The sequence below is a fragment of the Paeniglutamicibacter terrestris genome (genome assembly GCF_012271785.1).
Lineage (GTDB): Bacteria > Actinomycetota > Actinomycetes > Actinomycetales > Micrococcaceae > Paeniglutamicibacter > Paeniglutamicibacter terrestris.
Window position 1 is genome coordinate 38135 of record NZ_JAAWVT010000007.1, and the last position, 16215, is coordinate 54349.

General features: G+C 63.7%; 16 protein-coding genes. 10 read left to right on the forward strand and 6 right to left on the reverse strand.

Going from position 1 to position 16215, the window contains the following annotated elements; genetic code table 11:
- The first annotated feature begins 5 nt into the window (after window positions 1-5).
- The 4 genes from HED64_RS13910 (at window position 6) to HED64_RS13925 (ending at window position 4244) form a co-directional block, all read left to right on the forward strand.
- On the forward strand, window positions 6-491 hold the full coding sequence (locus HED64_RS13910) for a DUF6153 family protein (protein WP_132365158.1): 486 nt from the start codon (window positions 6-8) through the stop codon (window positions 489-491).
- Window positions 492-585: 94 nt separating this feature from the next.
- Window positions 586-1194 carry a DUF305 domain-containing protein gene (locus HED64_RS13915; RefSeq protein ID WP_168152638.1) on the forward strand — a complete coding sequence of 203 codons (609 nt, stop codon included), beginning with the start codon at window positions 586-588 and terminating at the stop codon, window positions 1192-1194.
- A 157-nt stretch (window positions 1195-1351) separates the two neighbouring features.
- Window positions 1352-2878 carry a multicopper oxidase family protein gene (locus HED64_RS13920; RefSeq protein WP_168152639.1) on the forward strand — a complete coding sequence of 509 codons (1527 nt, stop codon included), beginning with the start codon at window positions 1352-1354 and terminating at the stop codon, window positions 2876-2878.
- Window positions 2879-2963: 85 nt separating this feature from the next.
- Entirely contained in the window at window positions 2964-4244 is a 1281-nt protein-coding gene (locus HED64_RS13925) for a YibE/F family protein (protein ID WP_168152640.1), read from the forward strand.
- A 58-nt stretch (window positions 4245-4302) separates the two neighbouring features.
- Here the strand turns inward: HED64_RS13925 and HED64_RS13930 are convergent, their stop codons facing one another.
- The 4 genes from HED64_RS13930 to HED64_RS13945 form a co-directional block, all read right to left on the reverse strand.
- Window positions 4303-4707 (reverse strand): hypothetical protein, encoded by a 405-nt coding sequence (locus HED64_RS13930; protein ID WP_168152641.1) that lies wholly within the window; start codon window positions 4705-4707, stop codon window positions 4303-4305.
- Between the two features lie 56 nt (window positions 4708-4763).
- Window positions 4764-5135 (reverse strand): hypothetical protein, encoded by a 372-nt coding sequence (locus HED64_RS13935; protein ID WP_168152642.1) that lies wholly within the window; start codon window positions 5133-5135, stop codon window positions 4764-4766.
- A 90-nt stretch (window positions 5136-5225) separates the two neighbouring features.
- The gene (locus HED64_RS13940) at window positions 5226-6107 is read right to left on the reverse strand and encodes a DUF4192 family protein (RefSeq protein WP_168152643.1); all 882 of its coding nucleotides are present in this window, start codon (window positions 6105-6107) and stop codon (window positions 5226-5228) included.
- Between the two features lie 19 nt (window positions 6108-6126).
- Window positions 6127-6738 (reverse strand): recombinase family protein, encoded by a 612-nt coding sequence (locus tag HED64_RS13945; RefSeq protein WP_168152644.1) that lies wholly within the window; start codon window positions 6736-6738, stop codon window positions 6127-6129.
- Window positions 6739-7020: 282 nt separating this feature from the next.
- Between HED64_RS13945 and HED64_RS13950 the strand changes: the two genes are divergently transcribed.
- The 5 genes from HED64_RS13950 to HED64_RS13970 all read left to right on the forward strand — a co-directional run bounded on the left by HED64_RS13950 (window position 7021) and on the right by HED64_RS13970 (window position 11445).
- Window positions 7021-7407, forward strand: coding sequence for an ArsR/SmtB family transcription factor (locus HED64_RS13950; protein WP_086996191.1), 387 nt, complete (start codon window positions 7021-7023; stop codon window positions 7405-7407).
- Entirely contained in the window at window positions 7404-9350 is a 1947-nt protein-coding gene (locus tag HED64_RS13955) for a heavy metal translocating P-type ATPase (protein ID WP_086996194.1), read from the forward strand. The genes HED64_RS13950 and HED64_RS13955 overlap by 4 nt, the downstream gene beginning before the upstream one ends.
- Window positions 9351-9397: 47 nt before the next feature.
- On the forward strand, window positions 9398-9856 hold the full coding sequence (gene lspA / locus HED64_RS13960; protein ID WP_241895392.1) for a signal peptidase II: 459 nt from the start codon (window positions 9398-9400) through the stop codon (window positions 9854-9856).
- A 231-nt stretch (window positions 9857-10087) separates the two neighbouring features.
- The gene (locus HED64_RS13965) at window positions 10088-10774 is read left to right on the forward strand and encodes a DsbA family protein (protein WP_168152645.1); all 687 of its coding nucleotides are present in this window, start codon (window positions 10088-10090) and stop codon (window positions 10772-10774) included.
- Between the two features lie 29 nt (window positions 10775-10803).
- Complete coding sequence (locus tag HED64_RS13970) at window positions 10804-11445, forward strand: vitamin K epoxide reductase family protein (protein ID WP_086996203.1); 642 nt, start codon at window positions 10804-10806, stop codon at window positions 11443-11445.
- 345 nt (window positions 11446-11790) lie between these two features.
- Here the strand turns inward: HED64_RS13970 and merB are convergent, their stop codons facing one another.
- Window positions 11791-12252 (reverse strand): organomercurial lyase, encoded by a 462-nt coding sequence (gene merB, locus HED64_RS13975; protein ID WP_245326008.1) that lies wholly within the window; start codon window positions 12250-12252, stop codon window positions 11791-11793.
- Window positions 12253-12348: 96 nt separating this feature from the next.
- Between merB and HED64_RS13980 the strand changes: the two genes are divergently transcribed.
- The gene (locus HED64_RS13980) at window positions 12349-15486 is read left to right on the forward strand and encodes a Tn3 family transposase (RefSeq protein ID WP_168152646.1); all 3138 of its coding nucleotides are present in this window, start codon (window positions 12349-12351) and stop codon (window positions 15484-15486) included.
- 358 nt (window positions 15487-15844) lie between these two features.
- Here the strand turns inward: HED64_RS13980 and HED64_RS13985 are convergent, their stop codons facing one another.
- A complete protein-coding gene (locus HED64_RS13985; RefSeq protein WP_007273064.1) occupies window positions 15845-16102 on the reverse strand; it encodes a metal-sensitive transcriptional regulator in 258 nt (85 codons plus the stop codon).
- Window positions 16103-16215 lie beyond the last annotated feature (113 nt).

Consider the following 16215-nt stretch of genomic DNA (forward strand, 5'->3'; position numbering starts at 1 on the left):
TCGCCGTGAGCAACCCCCATGCACTGCCCCCCACGAGGTCTGTTCTGTCAAAGATCGGTTGGCTGGCCGTTGTGCTGGCCATCATCGGGGGCCTTCTTGGCATGCATGTGATTGGCGGAGTCCACGCACTGGAACCGTCGTCAGTGTCCAGCACAGCAACAGCAACCACGCATACCGCGACGCCGAACCACCATGGGTTCTCGAGCGCCCTCCCCTCGGCTTCTCCGGCGGCAACCGCAACCATGGCTGCACCCGCCCACCAAGGTGACCCATTTTCCTGCGGCGGGTCATCCCCAGACGGTCAGGCCTCCATGGGCGGCCACGACACCTGTATTCCCTCTTTTGGCCCGGATTTACTTGTCGTTCCCCTCCCGGGGATGCTCACCTGGGCCCACCCGAGAACCGCATTCACCAGCATCCCTGGCCCCAAGTCAAAGGGCCGGATTCCTGATCCTCCCTCGTTGACCCAGCTCTCGATCATTCGAACGTAAACCGACGAATTCCCCTGCCCCCATCGGTCACAGTGCCTCAGTCATACGCCCCCAGGGGGCGCCGTTTACCTCTCGAAACCCTTTTATCGAAGGAATGATCCTTGTGAAGAAATTCTTAGTCTTTTCAACCACCGCACTGGCCGCCGTCATCGTCTTGGCCGGATGCTCCACCGGAGCCGACGAAAACATGCCGGGCATGGACCACAGCACCTCGGCAACCTCCAGCTCCCCAGCGGCCACCACCGTCGTGGAGCACAATTCCGCCGACACCATGTTCGCCCAGATGATGATTCCCCACCACGAGCAAGCAGTGGAGATGAGCGACATTATGCTGGCCAAAAGCGGTATGGACCCCAAGATCGAGACATTGGCCCAGGACATCAAAGCCGCGCAGGGTCCTGAAATTCAAAAGATGACCGATTGGCTCACCGGATGGTCCGAGCCGGCCACAATGACCGGAAACCACGGCATGGACGGCATGATGTCCGACGCCGACTTGGACAAACTCACCGCGGCTCAGGGCACAGAGGCCAGCAAACTGTTCCTGACCCAAATGATCGCCCATCACGAAGGTGCCGTGAAGATGGCCCAGACCGAGGTCACAGATGGCAAGAACGCCGACGCCGTGGCTCTGGCTCAGACCATCGTCTCCTCCCAAGAATCCGAAATAAAAGACATGCAGGACCTACTCGCGGACCTTTAACAGCACAACAGAGTTGACCCTGCCGGTGGTGGATCCGAGATTCCTTGGATCCACCACCGGCAGGTCCATGTGCTGGCGCCTCGCAGCTGCGCATGGACCCGGGTACTCCACCATTTTCTTATCTGCCTATGCAGTCATCTTTTCAAAGGATTCATCCATGACCCAACAACTAAAGCGTCGTTCTTTCCTCGGGCTCTCCATCGCAACGACCGCAGTGGCAGCCTTGGCCGCCTGCACACCCTCACCCCCTACCAAGGCAGGGGCCGCTCGTATTCTGCCCACCGACCCGATCATCGCCACTTACGAAGCTCGGCGAGCAAGTACTGGCAAGACCGTCAGTCAGACCCTCACAGCGGGGCCTTTGTCCACCACACGGGCAGGGAGGTCCATCACCACGTGGGGATACAACGATTCCCTCGTCGCCCCGACTCTGCGCGGCACTGTAGGCGACCAAATGAACGTCACCGTCGCCAACGAACTCACCGAGTCCACCAGCATCCATTGGCATGGACTCGCAATGCGTAATGATGCCGACGGAGTACCGGGCCTCACCCAAAAGGAAATCGGTGCCGGAACGAATTTTCCTTATGATTTCAAGTTGCCGCACCCGGGCACTTACTGGTATCACTCGCACGTGGAGATGCAACGAGAACGTGCCCTCTATGGGGCCCTGATCATCGATGACCCCCAGGAACCGTTGACGTACGACAAGGAGTGGGTGATCGTCTTGGATGACTGGATGGATGGTGTCACCGGGACTCCGGATGACGTCCTGGAGGAACTCTCTGGCGGCATGGGAGACATGGGTGGCATGGACCACGGCGGCGGCGATGGTCCTATGGCCATGGGGCACATGCTCATGGGTGCCACCAGTGAGTTTCTGGGCGGTGACGCGGGCGATGCCGCATATCCGTTGCATCTCTTCAACGGCACCAGCGCCGAGAAGCCGGAGACCTTCACGGCCAAGCAGGGTGAGCGGATTCGATTGCGCGTCATCAACGCAGCCGGTGACACCGCCTACCGGTTCGGGGTCCCGAAACAGCAACTCACCGTGACCCACACCGATGGCTTCCCCGTCGAACACACCAACGTCGACGCCATTGTCCTGGGCATGGGCGAGCGTATCGACGCGCTTTTGACCGTCGGTGATGGCTACACCCCCGTGTTGGCGTTGGCTGAGGGGAAAGCCCAAATGGCCTACGGACTTCTCTCGACCGGGACCGGGGATGCCCCGGCGAGAGTAGACCTCCCGACGACTTTGACAGGCAAGGTGGTCCATGGAGGCCAGCTCACTGCCGATCCATCTGTGAGCTTGCCAGCAAAGAATCCGGATCGGGTCCACGAGCTGAGGTTGACTGGTGGGATGGAGAACTACGACTGGGGTATCAACGGCCACCGCTTCGATATGACCAAACCTTTCGAGAATGCCTTTGATCTCAAGGCCGGGGAACGGGTGGAGGTGAAGTTCGTCAACGACACGGAGATGTGGCATCCGATGCATATCCATGGCCACACTTTCCAAATCGGAGCCACCGGTGCGCGCAAGGACACTGTCATCGTCCGCCCGCAGGAAACGGTCACTGTCCAGTTTGACGCCGATAACCCGGGCCAATGGCTTACCCACTGCCACAATGCTTACCACGCTGAACGGGGCATGATGGGCGTCTTCTCCTACCTCAAATAGGTCCGGGCCACCATCCTTGTATCGCAGTATTTCCCCGGGAACCTCTGGGAAATAACCCTTCAACTATTCTGGAGCTGAACCGTTTATGGGTGGACACCACCATGGAGATGTACTTGTTGACCCGGTGCGGCGCCGCCGTGCCAACCTGATCCTTTGGATCCTGCTGGCCCCCATCGGCATATTGGCGTTCGTGGCCACCCTGATGCTGTGGCCCCAGGGCAATGTCGCGGCCGGGATTCTTGATAACCCCTATGGCACGGCCGAGGGGGTTGAACTGTCCATCGGGACGGTGACCCGCACCGTGAATGAACCATGTCTCTCCAGCGCGGGATTAGAAGACGTCGGAGGCACCGAGCTGCTCTGCGATATCTCCTACATTTCCCCGGATGCCGGCGGCGCATCGTTCCCCATGGAGGTGCCGCCGGAGACCACGCAGTCCCGTCCCCTGGAGCAGGGTGACCGGATCAAATACCTCGATCTGTCCCAGACCGCTTCCAATACCGGAGCCCCCTACGTCTTTGTTGACTTTGTGCGGTCCACGCCGTTAGCACTGCTGGGAATCCTCTACGCGGTGGTGGTGTGCTTGGTCGCACGCTGGCGCGGATTACGCGCTCTGGCGGGACTGATCGGTGGCTTGACCTTCATTGTCACCTTCATGGTTCCGGCCCTGTTGGAGGGCAAATCCCCCATGTTGGTGGGCCTCACTACCTCGACCGTCGTGATGTTTGCCGCCTTGTATTTTGCGCACGGTTTTTCGGCCAGAACCTCCACCGCGCTGTTGGGGACGCTCTTCGGATTGGGTGTCACCGCCGCGATTGCGGTGTGGGCAACGGATGCCGCGGCCCTCACCGGGGCCACCGACGAATCGGCCATGACGCTCAGTACCGTGGTGCCGAATCTCAGCCTCTCGGGGCTATTACTCTGTGGTCTGCTCATTGCCGGAATGGGTGTGCTTAACGATGTGACCATCACCCAGTCATCGGCCGTGTGGGAATTGGCGGAGATCGCTCCGCATTCCACGGCCAGGGAGCTTTTTGCCTCGGGCATGCGCATTGGCCGTGACCATATCGCCTCGACCGTTTACACCATCGCCTTCGCCTATGCGGGGGCCGCCCTACCGATTTTGGTCTTGGTTAGCCTGTACAACAGGCCGCTGATTGATACCCTCACCACCGGACAGATGGCCGAGGAGGTCATCCGCATTCTGGTCGGCTCCATCGGTTTGGTGCTGGCCATCCCCGTCACCACGGCGATCGCCGTGGCCGCGGTCAAGGCCACCGGAACCGGCGGAAGCAAGCCGACGGCGGAGCTTCCCAAGCCATCGGGGCGCCGTGCACTACAGGTTGAGAGCAGCGACCTGCATTAGTCTCGATGCGGGCATTGAGTAAGCTCCTGGTACTTGTCGGGGTCCAGCATTCCCATGGTTAGCCGCCGGTGTTTTCGCGGCGGAGTTCTTCCAGCTGGCGGCGTTCATCGGCGGTTCGGTATCCCTGCCCGCTGATGGCGTTCTGGGCCTTGGCCAGTTCCTCGCCCATCTGCTGGGCAAGTATGGTGACCCGGGCGAGGTGTTCCCCGGCCGTTGCGACGCTGGCGGCGGGGTCTTTGCCATCATCTTCGGTGACGTCGTATTCCTCGAGGGATTTCACCAGACCTTGGGCGAGCTGTTCGGAAATCTGGGGCAGGAAGCTGCCGAAATTTTTGAGGTTTCCCAAGATCCGATACACCTCCGGTGCCGGGTGGGTTGCCCGGGTCAAATGGGCGATGGCGCGCATGGATTCATATGCGGTGTCGGCTTCTTGTACTGCTTCGGGGCTCTGGTCCTCGTCCATCATCATGCTCCTGGGATTCGTGGTTCGTGTTCTGGTCTCACCATAACGGTGGGGCATCATGTTCCCACCAGTTCTCCGCTGTCATCGATCCAAGCGACGTGCACCAGGTGCGTGGTTTGGGCCGTGACTTCGACCGGAAGGATCACGCTGCCTCTGTGTGTGAGGATTTCTGCGGTGGCGCGGTGGTGGGGCAGAGCTTGGGCTGGCTCATCTCCTGGGTAAAAGCGCATGAGTTCGTATGTGGCGCCTTGGTGGGTGAAGCTGTCGTGGTTCCCCCGTGCCGGGGTGTCCGGGGCGCGCAGCGCCTTGGTGCGGCGGCCGGGGGAGCTTGCGGAGGAGGACGCCGCCGAAATCTGTAGTCGCGGCTCCCATACTGACCCCTCGTGTTGCTGCGTGGGGTGGTGGATAAAAGTTAGGTCGATGCTCATGTGTGGACTCCCTTTTGGGTGTGAGTGTAGCTAGGTGGGGCGACGTTTTAGTTTCGTCGCCCCACCTAGCTGGTGGTTGGGGTGGTGGGGTTAGTGCTTGGTGCTGGCCGACTTCGTAAGTTCGCCGCTGTTGATCATTGCGATCAACAGGGTGGTGAGGCGATGCTCGGGGTCAGTTTCCAGGGCGAGTCCGAGGAATTTCATAGCTTCACTTCCCTTCCCGTCAATCCAGCGTGTCCATCCGAGTCCGGCTAGGAGGTCGGTACGGCTGGCTTCGGGAATGAATTCCAGCGCGGTATAGACTGCATCGGCACCGGCTTGGAAGAATTCCCAATCTTCTGGTGCGGTTTCCCCCATCAGTACGGCGCTAATCGTTCCGGTGTCGTCGCTGGTGGTGGCTAGCGAGGCGAACAGTAGGTCGCGGACGTTTTTGTTGGTGCACATTCCGGCCAACCATGCGGCGTGCTGGGGGCTGACTTTTCCACTCTTGCGGTATCCGTCCACCATGTCGGTGAGTGTGCCGCGGACAATGGCGCGGGTTTCTTCGTCCTCGAAGCCCATGTTTTGTGCGTCGTTGATGAATTTCTGGAGGTCGTTGATGCTTGCCGGGGTGGTGCAGACTGGAATGTCTGCGGCCATCTTGGCGGCTTTGTTGGTGCTGAACATCAAGGCCAGTGCCGCGTTGGATTCTGCCACGGTGGAGAATTTCACGGCGTCGGTTGAATCTCCGTCGTAGTCCATGACCCATCCGTCGGTGACGAGCACCGAGTTCTTGATGGGGCATCCGGCGTGAGCCAACGTGTCACCCAAGGCGCGGAACTGCGCGGTGGTCATGGCCTTTTCGTTCTCGAAGCTCAAAAGGATGACTCCGTTTGCATCACCGGCGTTGGGAACCATCGGTACAGCGGTTGGCGCTAAGCGTGTGATTGTGGGCCCGGGCTGCGGTTCATTTGGTGCCAGAGTTGTCTGCATTCCGTTGGGATCTCATTGATCACTGGCTTTTGATGGATCCTGTGGCTTGGCCGAGGTGGCGGTAGAGCGTCGCGCGACTCCACCCGACCAGGCGTGCCGCGTCTTCGGCGGTGCGTCCCTTGGCGCGGGCATCCTTCGCGATCGCGAGCTTGTCCGCGATCACCGCCGGGTCGGAGTGAGGACGGCCGAATCGCGTCCCGCTTTGCCTAGCGGCAGCGATCCCGGCGTTGACTCGCTCCACGATCAGCTCGCGCTCATACTCGGCCAGGGAGGCCAGCAGGTTCAGCATCATGCGCCCGGTCGAGGTTGCCGGGTCGATCCCGTCCGAAATGGATCGGACGTTCACGCCGCGTTCGCGCAGTATGTTCACGGTATTCAACACATCGATGAGGGAACGGCCGAGCCGGTCGACCCGCCAGACCACCACGGTGTCCCCGGCCTCGGCGTACTCGAGGAGCTTCTTCATCCCGGGCCGCTCGATCGCGGTCCGGCTTCCGGAGGTGACATCGGCGAACACGTCCCGTTTTTGCACCCCGTCCTTGACCAGCGCGTCGAGCTGCAACTGCGCATCCTGGCTTGAGGTGCTCACCCGCGTGTATCCCAAATGTCTCACCCCGCCATTTTGACTCATAAATCCCTGGATGCCAACACGGTGAGACGCTTTACGGCGGGACGACTTTTCGAGACATTTGGTGCTCCCTCACCCCGGGTCGGCCGATTTAAAGATGGGGACCCGTTCCCATGTCTCAAAAAGCTTTAGATTTATGAGACAGACGTGCGGGGCGTGACCGAGATGCGAACGCCCCGGAACGCAACTCCCGGCAAGTTCGGGGCCAACCCGAGCAGCCGCCGGGGTGGACTCCAGCGACCAGCCTTCATGCCATTGATCAGCAATTTGGGATATCATCAGTAAATGCTGATCAATCAAGATGCTCCGGTGGACGCGTGCGGGCTGGACCCCGCGGCCGCCTTGTTCCGTTCCCTCGGCGACCCGGTCCGGCTGAAAATCGTCAAGCGGATGGCCAGCGGCGAGGTACGGGTCGGCGACCTCACCCGCGAGCTGGGCCTGGCCCAATCCACGGCCTCGATGCACGTGGCCTGCCTGCGCGACTGCGGCCTGGTCGAGGGACGCTCCCAGGGCCGCAGCGTGTACTACTCGCTGTCCCGCCCGGAGCTGATGGACATGCTCGCCCAGGCCGAGGTCCTGCTGGCCGCCACCGGCAACGCGGTCAGCCTGTGCCCGAACTACGGCCCGGACAGCACCACCGCCCCGATGATTGAAAAGGAGAACGCCCGATGAGCGACGCCTGCGGATGCAGCGACGAGACAACCGAACCCGGTGAAGCCGAAGAGGCCACGGGGTTCTGGCAAGTAACCGAGGTCCGTGCGGCCGCCGTGGCCGGTGTGCTGCTGCTGGCGGCGTGGATCACCTCGCTGGCAGCAGGCCCCCGGTTCGTGACGCTTCCGCTGGAACTCGGTGCGCTGTTGGTTGCTGCCTGGACGTTCGTTCCCTCCACGCTCCGGCGTCTTCTCAAGGGAAAGATCGGCGTCGGTACGCTGATGACGATCGCCGCCGTCGGTGCCGTGGCACTGGGCCAGTTCGAGGAAGCGGCCATGCTGGCCTTCCTCTATGCGATTTCCGAGGGATTGGAAGAATACTCCCTGGCAAAAACCCGGCGCGGCCTGCGGGCACTGCTGGACCTGGTTCCGGCCGAGGCCCGGATCCTGCGCAACGGCATCGAAACCACGGTATCCCCCTCCGTCTTGGTCCCCGGGGACCGCATGGTCGTCCGGCCCGGGGAACGCCTGGCCACCGACGGACGGATCCTCACCGGCCGCACCTCCCTGGACACCTCGGCGCTCACCGGCGAATCCGTCCCCGTCGAGGTCGGCCCCGGCTCCGAGGTCTACGCCGGTTCCATCAACGGCACCGGCCCGCTGGAGGTCGAAGTCACCAGCACCGCGGAGAACAACTCGCTGGCCAAGATCGTGCACATCGTGGAAGCCGAGCAATCCCGCAAGGGCCCGGGCCAACGGCTGGCCGACTCCATTGCCAAGAAACTGGTCCCCGGCATCCTGATCGCCGCCGCCCTGATCATCATCTTCGGCTTCATCGTCGGGGAACCGGCCTTGTGGTTCGAACGCGCCCTGGTCGTCCTGGTGGCGGCCTCGCCCTGCGCGCTGGCCATCTCCGTGCCCGTGACCGTCGTGGCCTCCGTCGGTGCCGCCAGCCGCATCGGGGTGCTCATCAAGGGTGGCGGCGCGTTGGAAACCCTGGGCAAGATCCGCACCATCGCCCTGGACAAGACCGGAACATTGACCCGGAACAAGCCTTCGGTGATCGAGGTCGTGGGTACCGGATCCGCGACCCGGGAACGAGTCCTTGCCCTCGCGGCGGGACTGGAATCCCGCAGCGAACACCCGCTGGCCCGCGCTATCCTCGCCTCGACCACCGGCCGGGCTTCGGTCACCGACGTTGACACGATTCCCGGGGCGGGCCTGGAGGGGCGGATCGAGGGCAGGCGTGTCCGGCTTGGTCGCCCGGGCTGGATCGATGCCGGTGCCTTGGCCCCGGACATCGAGCGTATGCAGCACGCGGGTGCCACCTCGGTGCTCATCGAGGAGGACGGGCAGGTCATCGGTGCCATCGGCGTCCGCGACGAGCTGCGCCCCGAGGCCCGCGAGGTCATCGCAAGGCTCACCGCGGCCGGATACACCACGGCCATGCTCACCGGGGACAACGTCATCACCGCAACGGCCCTGGGCAAGGCCGCGGGCATTACCGAAGTCCATGCCGATCTGCGCCCGGAGGACAAGGCGGAGATCATCCGCACCCTCCAATCCCGGCAGCCCACCGCGATGGTCGGGGACGGAGTCAACGACGCGCCCGCCCTGGCCACGGCCGATAGCGGAATCGCGATGGGTGCCATGGGCACCGACGTGGCCATCGAAACCGCGGACATCGCCCTGATGGGCGAGGACCTAAACCACCTGCCCCAGGTACTGGACCACGCGCGCAACACCCGGCGCATCATGCTCCAGAACGTGGGCCTGTCCCTGCTGCTGATTGCCGCGCTGATCCCCCTGGCCCTCTTCGGGGTCCTCGGGTTGGCCGCGGTGGTCCTCATCCACGAGCTGGCAGAAATCGTCGTGATCGCCAACGGAGTCCGGGCCGGCCGGATCAGCGGCAAGGCCGCACTGAAAAGCACGCAGCCGGTCCCGTCCCTGGAGCCTGCGGCATGATCCCCCAGGCCCCGGAGACAGCCGCCCCTCGGAAGCGGGGAACGCGTATGGTCAGGACCGCGATGCTTCTTGGCGCGGCCGCGCTGGCAGCCGTCGATCTGGCCCTCAAGGCATTGGCCGAAACCTTGCTTTCCAACGGTGCTACCACCGACCTGGGGCTGGTGAATATCCGCTTGCTCTATAACCCGGGCGTAGCGTTCAGCTTTGGCGCGGACCTCCCCTCCTGGGTCATCGTGGTGGTAACAGGGCTGATCATCGCCGCACTGACCTGGTATGCGGTTTCCTCCGCACCAGCCATGGGCCGGATGTCCCGAACGGGCGCGACCCTGCTGCTCGGTGGTGCCGTCGGCAACTTCATTGACCGGCTCGACGGGCGCGGCGTGGTGGACTACCTGCACACCGGGTGGTTCCCCACCTTCAACCTGGCAGATGTGTTTGTCACCGCGGGAGTTGTTCTGTATGCCCTCGGCACGCTTCGTGCCGCCCCTTCCCGGGACCACGACTGACCACTCGGGTCGCGCGAGGGCTTTCCATTTGCTGAACGAGGGCACCCGGAAACCCGAGTGGGATCACCCGTTGGTCCCGGCAAAGTCCAAGAAACTGTAAAAAGATCGTCCCAGCGCTTTGCCGGGACGGCTTGCCGCACGATTCATGAGCGTTCGCTCCCGGAGCAGCAAAACAATAACGACACCGGCTGGCATTCCTTTGCACCCGCCAGCCAAGGAACGGAACACCGCATGAACAGCACCACCCCGCCATCCACCCGCTCCCCGAAGAAATCCAAGATCATCGTCTGGACCCTGCTGGCCGCCATCGTTGTCGCTGCCATCGTCGGTTACGTTCTCGCCCAGGGAAACGCCAAAACCGCAGCCACCGGCGCCACCGCAACGGAAGGGCAGGTCGTTCGGGAGAACAGCCGGGTGCTCTCCCAGGCGCCGAACGAAAAGGCGGTCCTGGTGGAGTTCCTGGACTTCGAGTGCGAGTCCTGCGGCGCGTTCTACCCGGTCATCGAGGAGCTGCGCGGCGAATACGCGGAGAACATCACCTTCGTCCAGCGGTACTTCCCGCTGCCCGGGCACCTGAACTCCATGAACGCCGCCTTGGCCGTGGAGTCCGCGGCCCTGCAGGGTGCCTACGAACCGATGTACAAGAAGATGTTCGAGACCCAAGCCCAGTGGGGCGAGTCGGCGGACAACAAGAGCGCCCTGTTCCGCACCTACGCCGAGGACCTCGGCCTGGACTTGGCCGCGTACGATGCCTCCGTCGCCGACCCTGCCACCCAGGACCGCATCAAGCTGGACATCGCCGACGGCAAGGCCCTGGGCGTCAGCGGAACCCCGACGTTCTTCCTCGAGGGAAAGATGCTCACGGTCCAGAGCCTGGAACAGTTCGTGGCCGCCATCGAAGAAGCCGCCGCCAACTAGTCCGCCGTCCCGAGCCTGGAGAAGACGCCATGAGCACACCAGACACCGGCCCTGTCGTAGCCGGCCCCCAAGGACTCGAGCCCCGGGTTCCCCGCTTTGCCCGCCCACGGGCGTTCGGGTTCCTGCTATTGGCGACGGGGGTCGTGGGCTGGGTCGCCTCGGCCGTCCTCGTCCTGGAACGACTGGCCCTGTACAAGGACCCTGGCCACGTCACCAGCTGCGACGTGAACCCGTGGGTCTCCTGCGGGCGGGTCATGGGCACCTGGCAGTCGGAATTGTTCGGCTTCCCCAACCCGCTGATCGGCATCGTCGCGTTCGCCGTCGTCCTGGCCACCGCCATGGCGGTCCTCTCCGGGGCCGCCCCGGGGCGCTGGTACTGGGCCGGCTTGCAGGCCGGGGTGACCCTGGGGACGGTGTTCGTCATCTGGCTCTGGAGCCAGGCCCTCTTTGAGATCTACATTCTGTGCCTGTACTGCATGGTGGTGTGGGCGGCCATGATCCCCCTGTTCATCCTGCTCACGGTCCGCAACCTCGTCCACGGGGTCATCCCCGCGCCGCGGGCCGTGGTCCGGTTCGCTGCCGACTGGGCCGGCACGCTCGTGGCCATCGCCTATGTCGCGGTCGCCGGATCCGTGTTCCTTCGCTTCTTCCCGGCCTTCACCGGCGGATAACCGCCGCTCCCGGGGTACTCCCCGGGACCGGCGCGGCGGGCTTCGTTCCCTGCGGGTGCATTTTGCCGCGGTCGAAGGCAGCCCTGTTCAACAGCCGCCAGGCACCGTTGGAATCAGGCCATTTGGCGTTGATCTCCACGGTCCCGGTTGCCGTTCCGCTTGCGGACGCGAAACCGCAGTGCAGAGGACTTCTGACTGTGCAGGCGAAAATGACACCCGGAGTCCTCTGCACGAAGCGGCATCCGGCCTGATGCCGCCTGCACCTACCTGCCTTCTAGGCGCGCGCCCCGTTTGCCGAAACGATGGGCCAGGCACGTGCACCCCCCGGTTCCCGGCGTGTGGGCGTCACGGTGCGCAGCAGTCGTTTCGCGTGTCCGAACCCGGATCCGCGCAGGTTGCATCCGACAGCATCGAGGCCGCGATGGCGGCGCCGGCCCGGTGTGCCGCCTCGATGTCCAGGACTTCGCCGTCGGGGTGGGCGTCCAGCCACGGACCGGCGTCCTCGCGGGAGGCGAAGTAATGGATCTGGTTGCAGAACGAGGACCGCACCGGCCCCGTGCCCCGCGGGCTGATGAGGGACACGACGGCGGTGGCCGGCTGCACGGAGGTCACCGTGCCGTCCGCGCCGGTCGCCACCCGGATGAGGGTCCCGCTGCCCGGGGAGGTCGACTCAATGGTTGCGGCCTTCCCGATCAGGGCCGGGAAGAAGAGGGTGTCCAGGGCGCACCAGGTGTAGAGCTGTTCCCCGGCGACGGTAACGGCCTTGGGGACTACTGGTACAGCGGTTGGCGCTAGGCACTTGATCATGATTGTTTAGCTCAGGCGATCCAGGTTGCGCGGAGTTTCGTGCAGATTTTCGTCGGAAGACTTTCGATCACTAGTGGGGCGGCTATTGTCAGTCTCATGCCCGTGGAATTTCTGACTGATGAACAGGCCGAGGCCTATGGAAGGTTCGCCGAGGAACCGACGCGGCCCGAGTTGGAGCGCTTCTTCTTCCTCGACGACGAGGACCGGAGCCTGATCGCGAAGCGGCGAGGTGACCACAATCGCCTGGGCTTCGCCCTGCAGATGTGCACGGTCCGGTACATCGGGCTGTTCCTGGAGGACCCCTCGGCTGTGCCGTGGCCGGTCGTTGAGCATCTGGCGGCACAGCTGGAGATTGAGGATCCCTCCTGCCTCAAGGAGTACACCGAGCGGCCAAAGACGGCGTACGAGCACGCGTGGGAGATCCGCGATGCGTACGGCTACCACCATTATGAGGACCCCGCCCACGGACGGATGTTCAGGGCGTTCCTGCACGGGCGGGCATGGACGCATGCCGAGGGACCTGTCGCGTTGTTCAACCACGCGGCGGGTTGGCTGCGTCGGCACCGGGTGCTGCTACCCGGGGTGAACGTGCTGGCCCGGCAGGTTTCCGTGGTTCGCACCATCGCCGAGAAGCGGCTGCACGCCACGGTTGCCAAGTCTGCCCTGCGGGCGGATCCGGCGTTGCCCGGGGACTTGGTTGCCACGCTGAAAACACCGGAGGGCACCCGGTATTCGGAACTGGAGCGGATGCGTCGACCGCCAACGCGGAGCACCGGCACCGCGATGAAGGGTGCGTTGCAACGGGTTGAGGACATAGCAGCCTTCGGGCTGGGCCGGCTGAAGCTGGAACAGATACCGCCGAACCGGCTCTCCACGCTGGCCCGGTACGGGCTGGGCACCAAGGCCCCGAAGCTGGAGCGGACAGCGGAACCCAAGCGAACGGCGATACTCACCGCGGTGATGCTCCATTTGGAGGCCAAGGCGATCGATGATGCCCTGGACCTGTTCGAGATCCTGATGGCGACCAGGCTGATCAGCACCGCGAAGCGCTCCACGGACAAGCAGCGCCTGTCCACCCTTCCGCAGCTGGAGAAGGCTTCTCGGATCGTGGCCATGGCTGCGAAAGTGTTCTTCGAGAAGCTGGAGTCCATCGAGAAGGCCGGTGGCGAGGTGGACGTGGCCGCGCTGTGGCGGGCGTTGGAGGAGATCGCGCCCCGGTCGGTGATGTCGGGCGCGGCCGCCACCGTGGTGACGTTGGTGCCCCAGGACGGCGATTCGGCGCAAACCGCACTGCGTGGTGCGCTGGCACTGCGCTACAACACCGTCAAGCCGTTCCTGTCACTGTTGGGTGAGACCTCGGCGCTGGAAGCCGCGACCGGCGGGGTACGGATCTTGGCCGGGGTGAAGAAGCTGCCGGCACTCTCGCGTCGGAAGGTCGGCGAGAAGCCGCTGCTGCCCCGGGAGATCGACGACAAACTCGTGCCGCCGCACTGGCACCAGGCAGTGTATGCGAACGCCGAGCTGCCCCAGGGGACTGTGGATCGCGACGCGTACGTGGTGTGTGTCCTGGAACAGCTCTTCCGCGCCCTGAAGCGTCGGGACATCTTCGCCTCACCCTCGCACCGCTGGTCTGACCCACGCGCCCGCCTGCTCATAGGCGCGGGGTGGGAGGCGGTGCGCGAGGACATCCTGGCCGGCCTGAGCCTGGAGGAGGATGCCGAGCAGCACCTGCGGGAACTTCTCGAGGTACTGGATGCCACTTGGAGGCAGATGGCCGAGCGCCTCGAAGAAGCCGGTGACGACGCGAAGATCAGCATCGAGGTGCAGCCCAGCGGGAGGGCGAAACTGAATGTGGAGAAGCTTCACGCGCTCGGGGAGCCGAAGTCGCTGGCGTGGCTGCGCGGACGGGTGGAGAAGATGCTCCCGAAGATCGACCTGCCGGACCTGCTCTTCGAGGTGAACGCCTGGACCGGGTTCCTGGACGCCTTCGTGCACCTGGGCGATGGCAAGACCCGGATGAAGGACCTGAGCACCTCGATCGTCGCGCTGCTTGTCTCGGAAGCCTGCAACATCGGCATGACCCCGGTGATCAACCCGGGCCATGAGGCGCTCACCCGCTCCCGGCTGGTCCACGTTGACCAGTACTACCTGCGCACCACCACCATCGCCGCGGCGAACGCCGCTCTGATCGAAGCCCAAGCCAGGGTGCCCATCGTGCAGTTCTGGGGCAAGGGCCTGCTCGCCTCCGTCGACGGCCTGCGCTTCGTCGTTCCCGTGCGCACTATCAACGCCGCGCCCTCGCCGAAGTACTTCGCAAAGAAGAAGGGCGTCACCTGGCTGAACGCGATCAACGACCAGGTGGCCGGCATCGGGCAGATGGTGGTGCCCGGCACCCCACGTGACTCCCTGTTCATCCTGGACGCCCTGTTGAACCTGGACGGCGGGGTGAAGCCGGAGATGGTCGCCACCGACAATGCCTCCTACTCCGACACGGTCTTCGGGATTTTCAAGATGCTCGGCTACCGCTTCTCCCCGCGCTTCAGAGACCTCGAAGACCAACGGTTCTGGAAGGCCCAAATGCCCGGCGCCGAGCCGGCAGACGGATACGGAGCGTTGGAGGCACTGGCCCGCAACAACAAAGTGAACGTGAACAAGGTGCTCACGGCTTGGCCGGACATGCTGCGGGTGGCCGGCTCCTTGGTCACCAACCAGGTGCGCGCCTATGACCTGCTGCGGATGTTCGGGCACGAGGGCCGCCCCACACCGCTTGGCCAGGCGTTCGCCGAATACGGGCGGATCGCCAAGACCCTGCACCTGCTTGCCGTTGTGGACCCCGTGGATGACACCTACCGGCGGCAAATGCACAAGCAGCTCACCGTGCAGGAGTCCCGCCACAAGTTGGCCCGGGAGATCTGCCACGGCAAGAAGGGCACCATTCACCAGGCGTACCGCGACGGGATGGAGGACCAACTCGGCTCGCTCGGCCTGGTCCTGAATGCCGTCGTGCTCTGGACGACCCGCTACCTCGACGCCGCAGTCGCCCAGCTCCGCACCGAGGGCCACGAGATCCGTGACGAGGACGTGGCCCGGCTCTCCCCGCTCAAACACAAGAACCTCAACCTGCTCGGCCGCTACAGCTTCACCGCCACCCAGCCGGCGGGCGGCACCCTGCGCCCGCTCCGTGATCCGGACACACTCGGACTCGACGACGACGAGGACGGCGCGGAAGACTGAATGGTGTGCTCTCGCTAAGCGGTGATGGGCTTTCCTGCCACCACTTCAGTGCCGGCGTTTTCCTTGGCACCAAGCCTCGTAGCTGGCCATTCGCATAAATTGGCCCTCGGTGATTGGTTCTGCCACGTTCCGGGGCATGTGGTTCTCAACCTCAAATTGCTCGCAACCATTGCAGAACGAGCTGTCACCGCGAGAAATGCCGATGAAGGTGCTGGGTGCCCAGCGTTTCAACTCGTTTGGCGGCCGGCGCAACATGCCGCAAGTGACGGTTGGACCCACTATTTAAGCTGATTCATGAGTCGGTAGCCGCCCGTCTCGGGAGCTGAACGATTCGGCCAGGAATATGCCATGCGACGGGCTAGGCCAGCGAGAGAAAGAGCTTTTCCATGTCGGCACGGTCGGCCGTGGGGTCCTCGCTTTTGAGGCACTGCTCCAGTCCGGTGGCGATGATGGCAAACCCGGCGCGATCGATGGCCTTGGACGCGGCGGACAACTGGGTGACGACCGCGCGGCAGTCGCTGCCTTCCTCCAGCATGCGAATCACCGCGTTGAGCTGTCCTTGGGCGCGCTTGAGCCTGTTGATGACGGGCTTCATGGTGTCCACTTCAAGTTCCATGATGGGGTTCCTCCCGGTGTTGGTTTTTCTCAATTGTATACCCCGGGGGGTTTCCTGGGTATCGTTGACAGTGGATACTCGATACCCCTAGGGGTATGTGCCATAATCGAGTA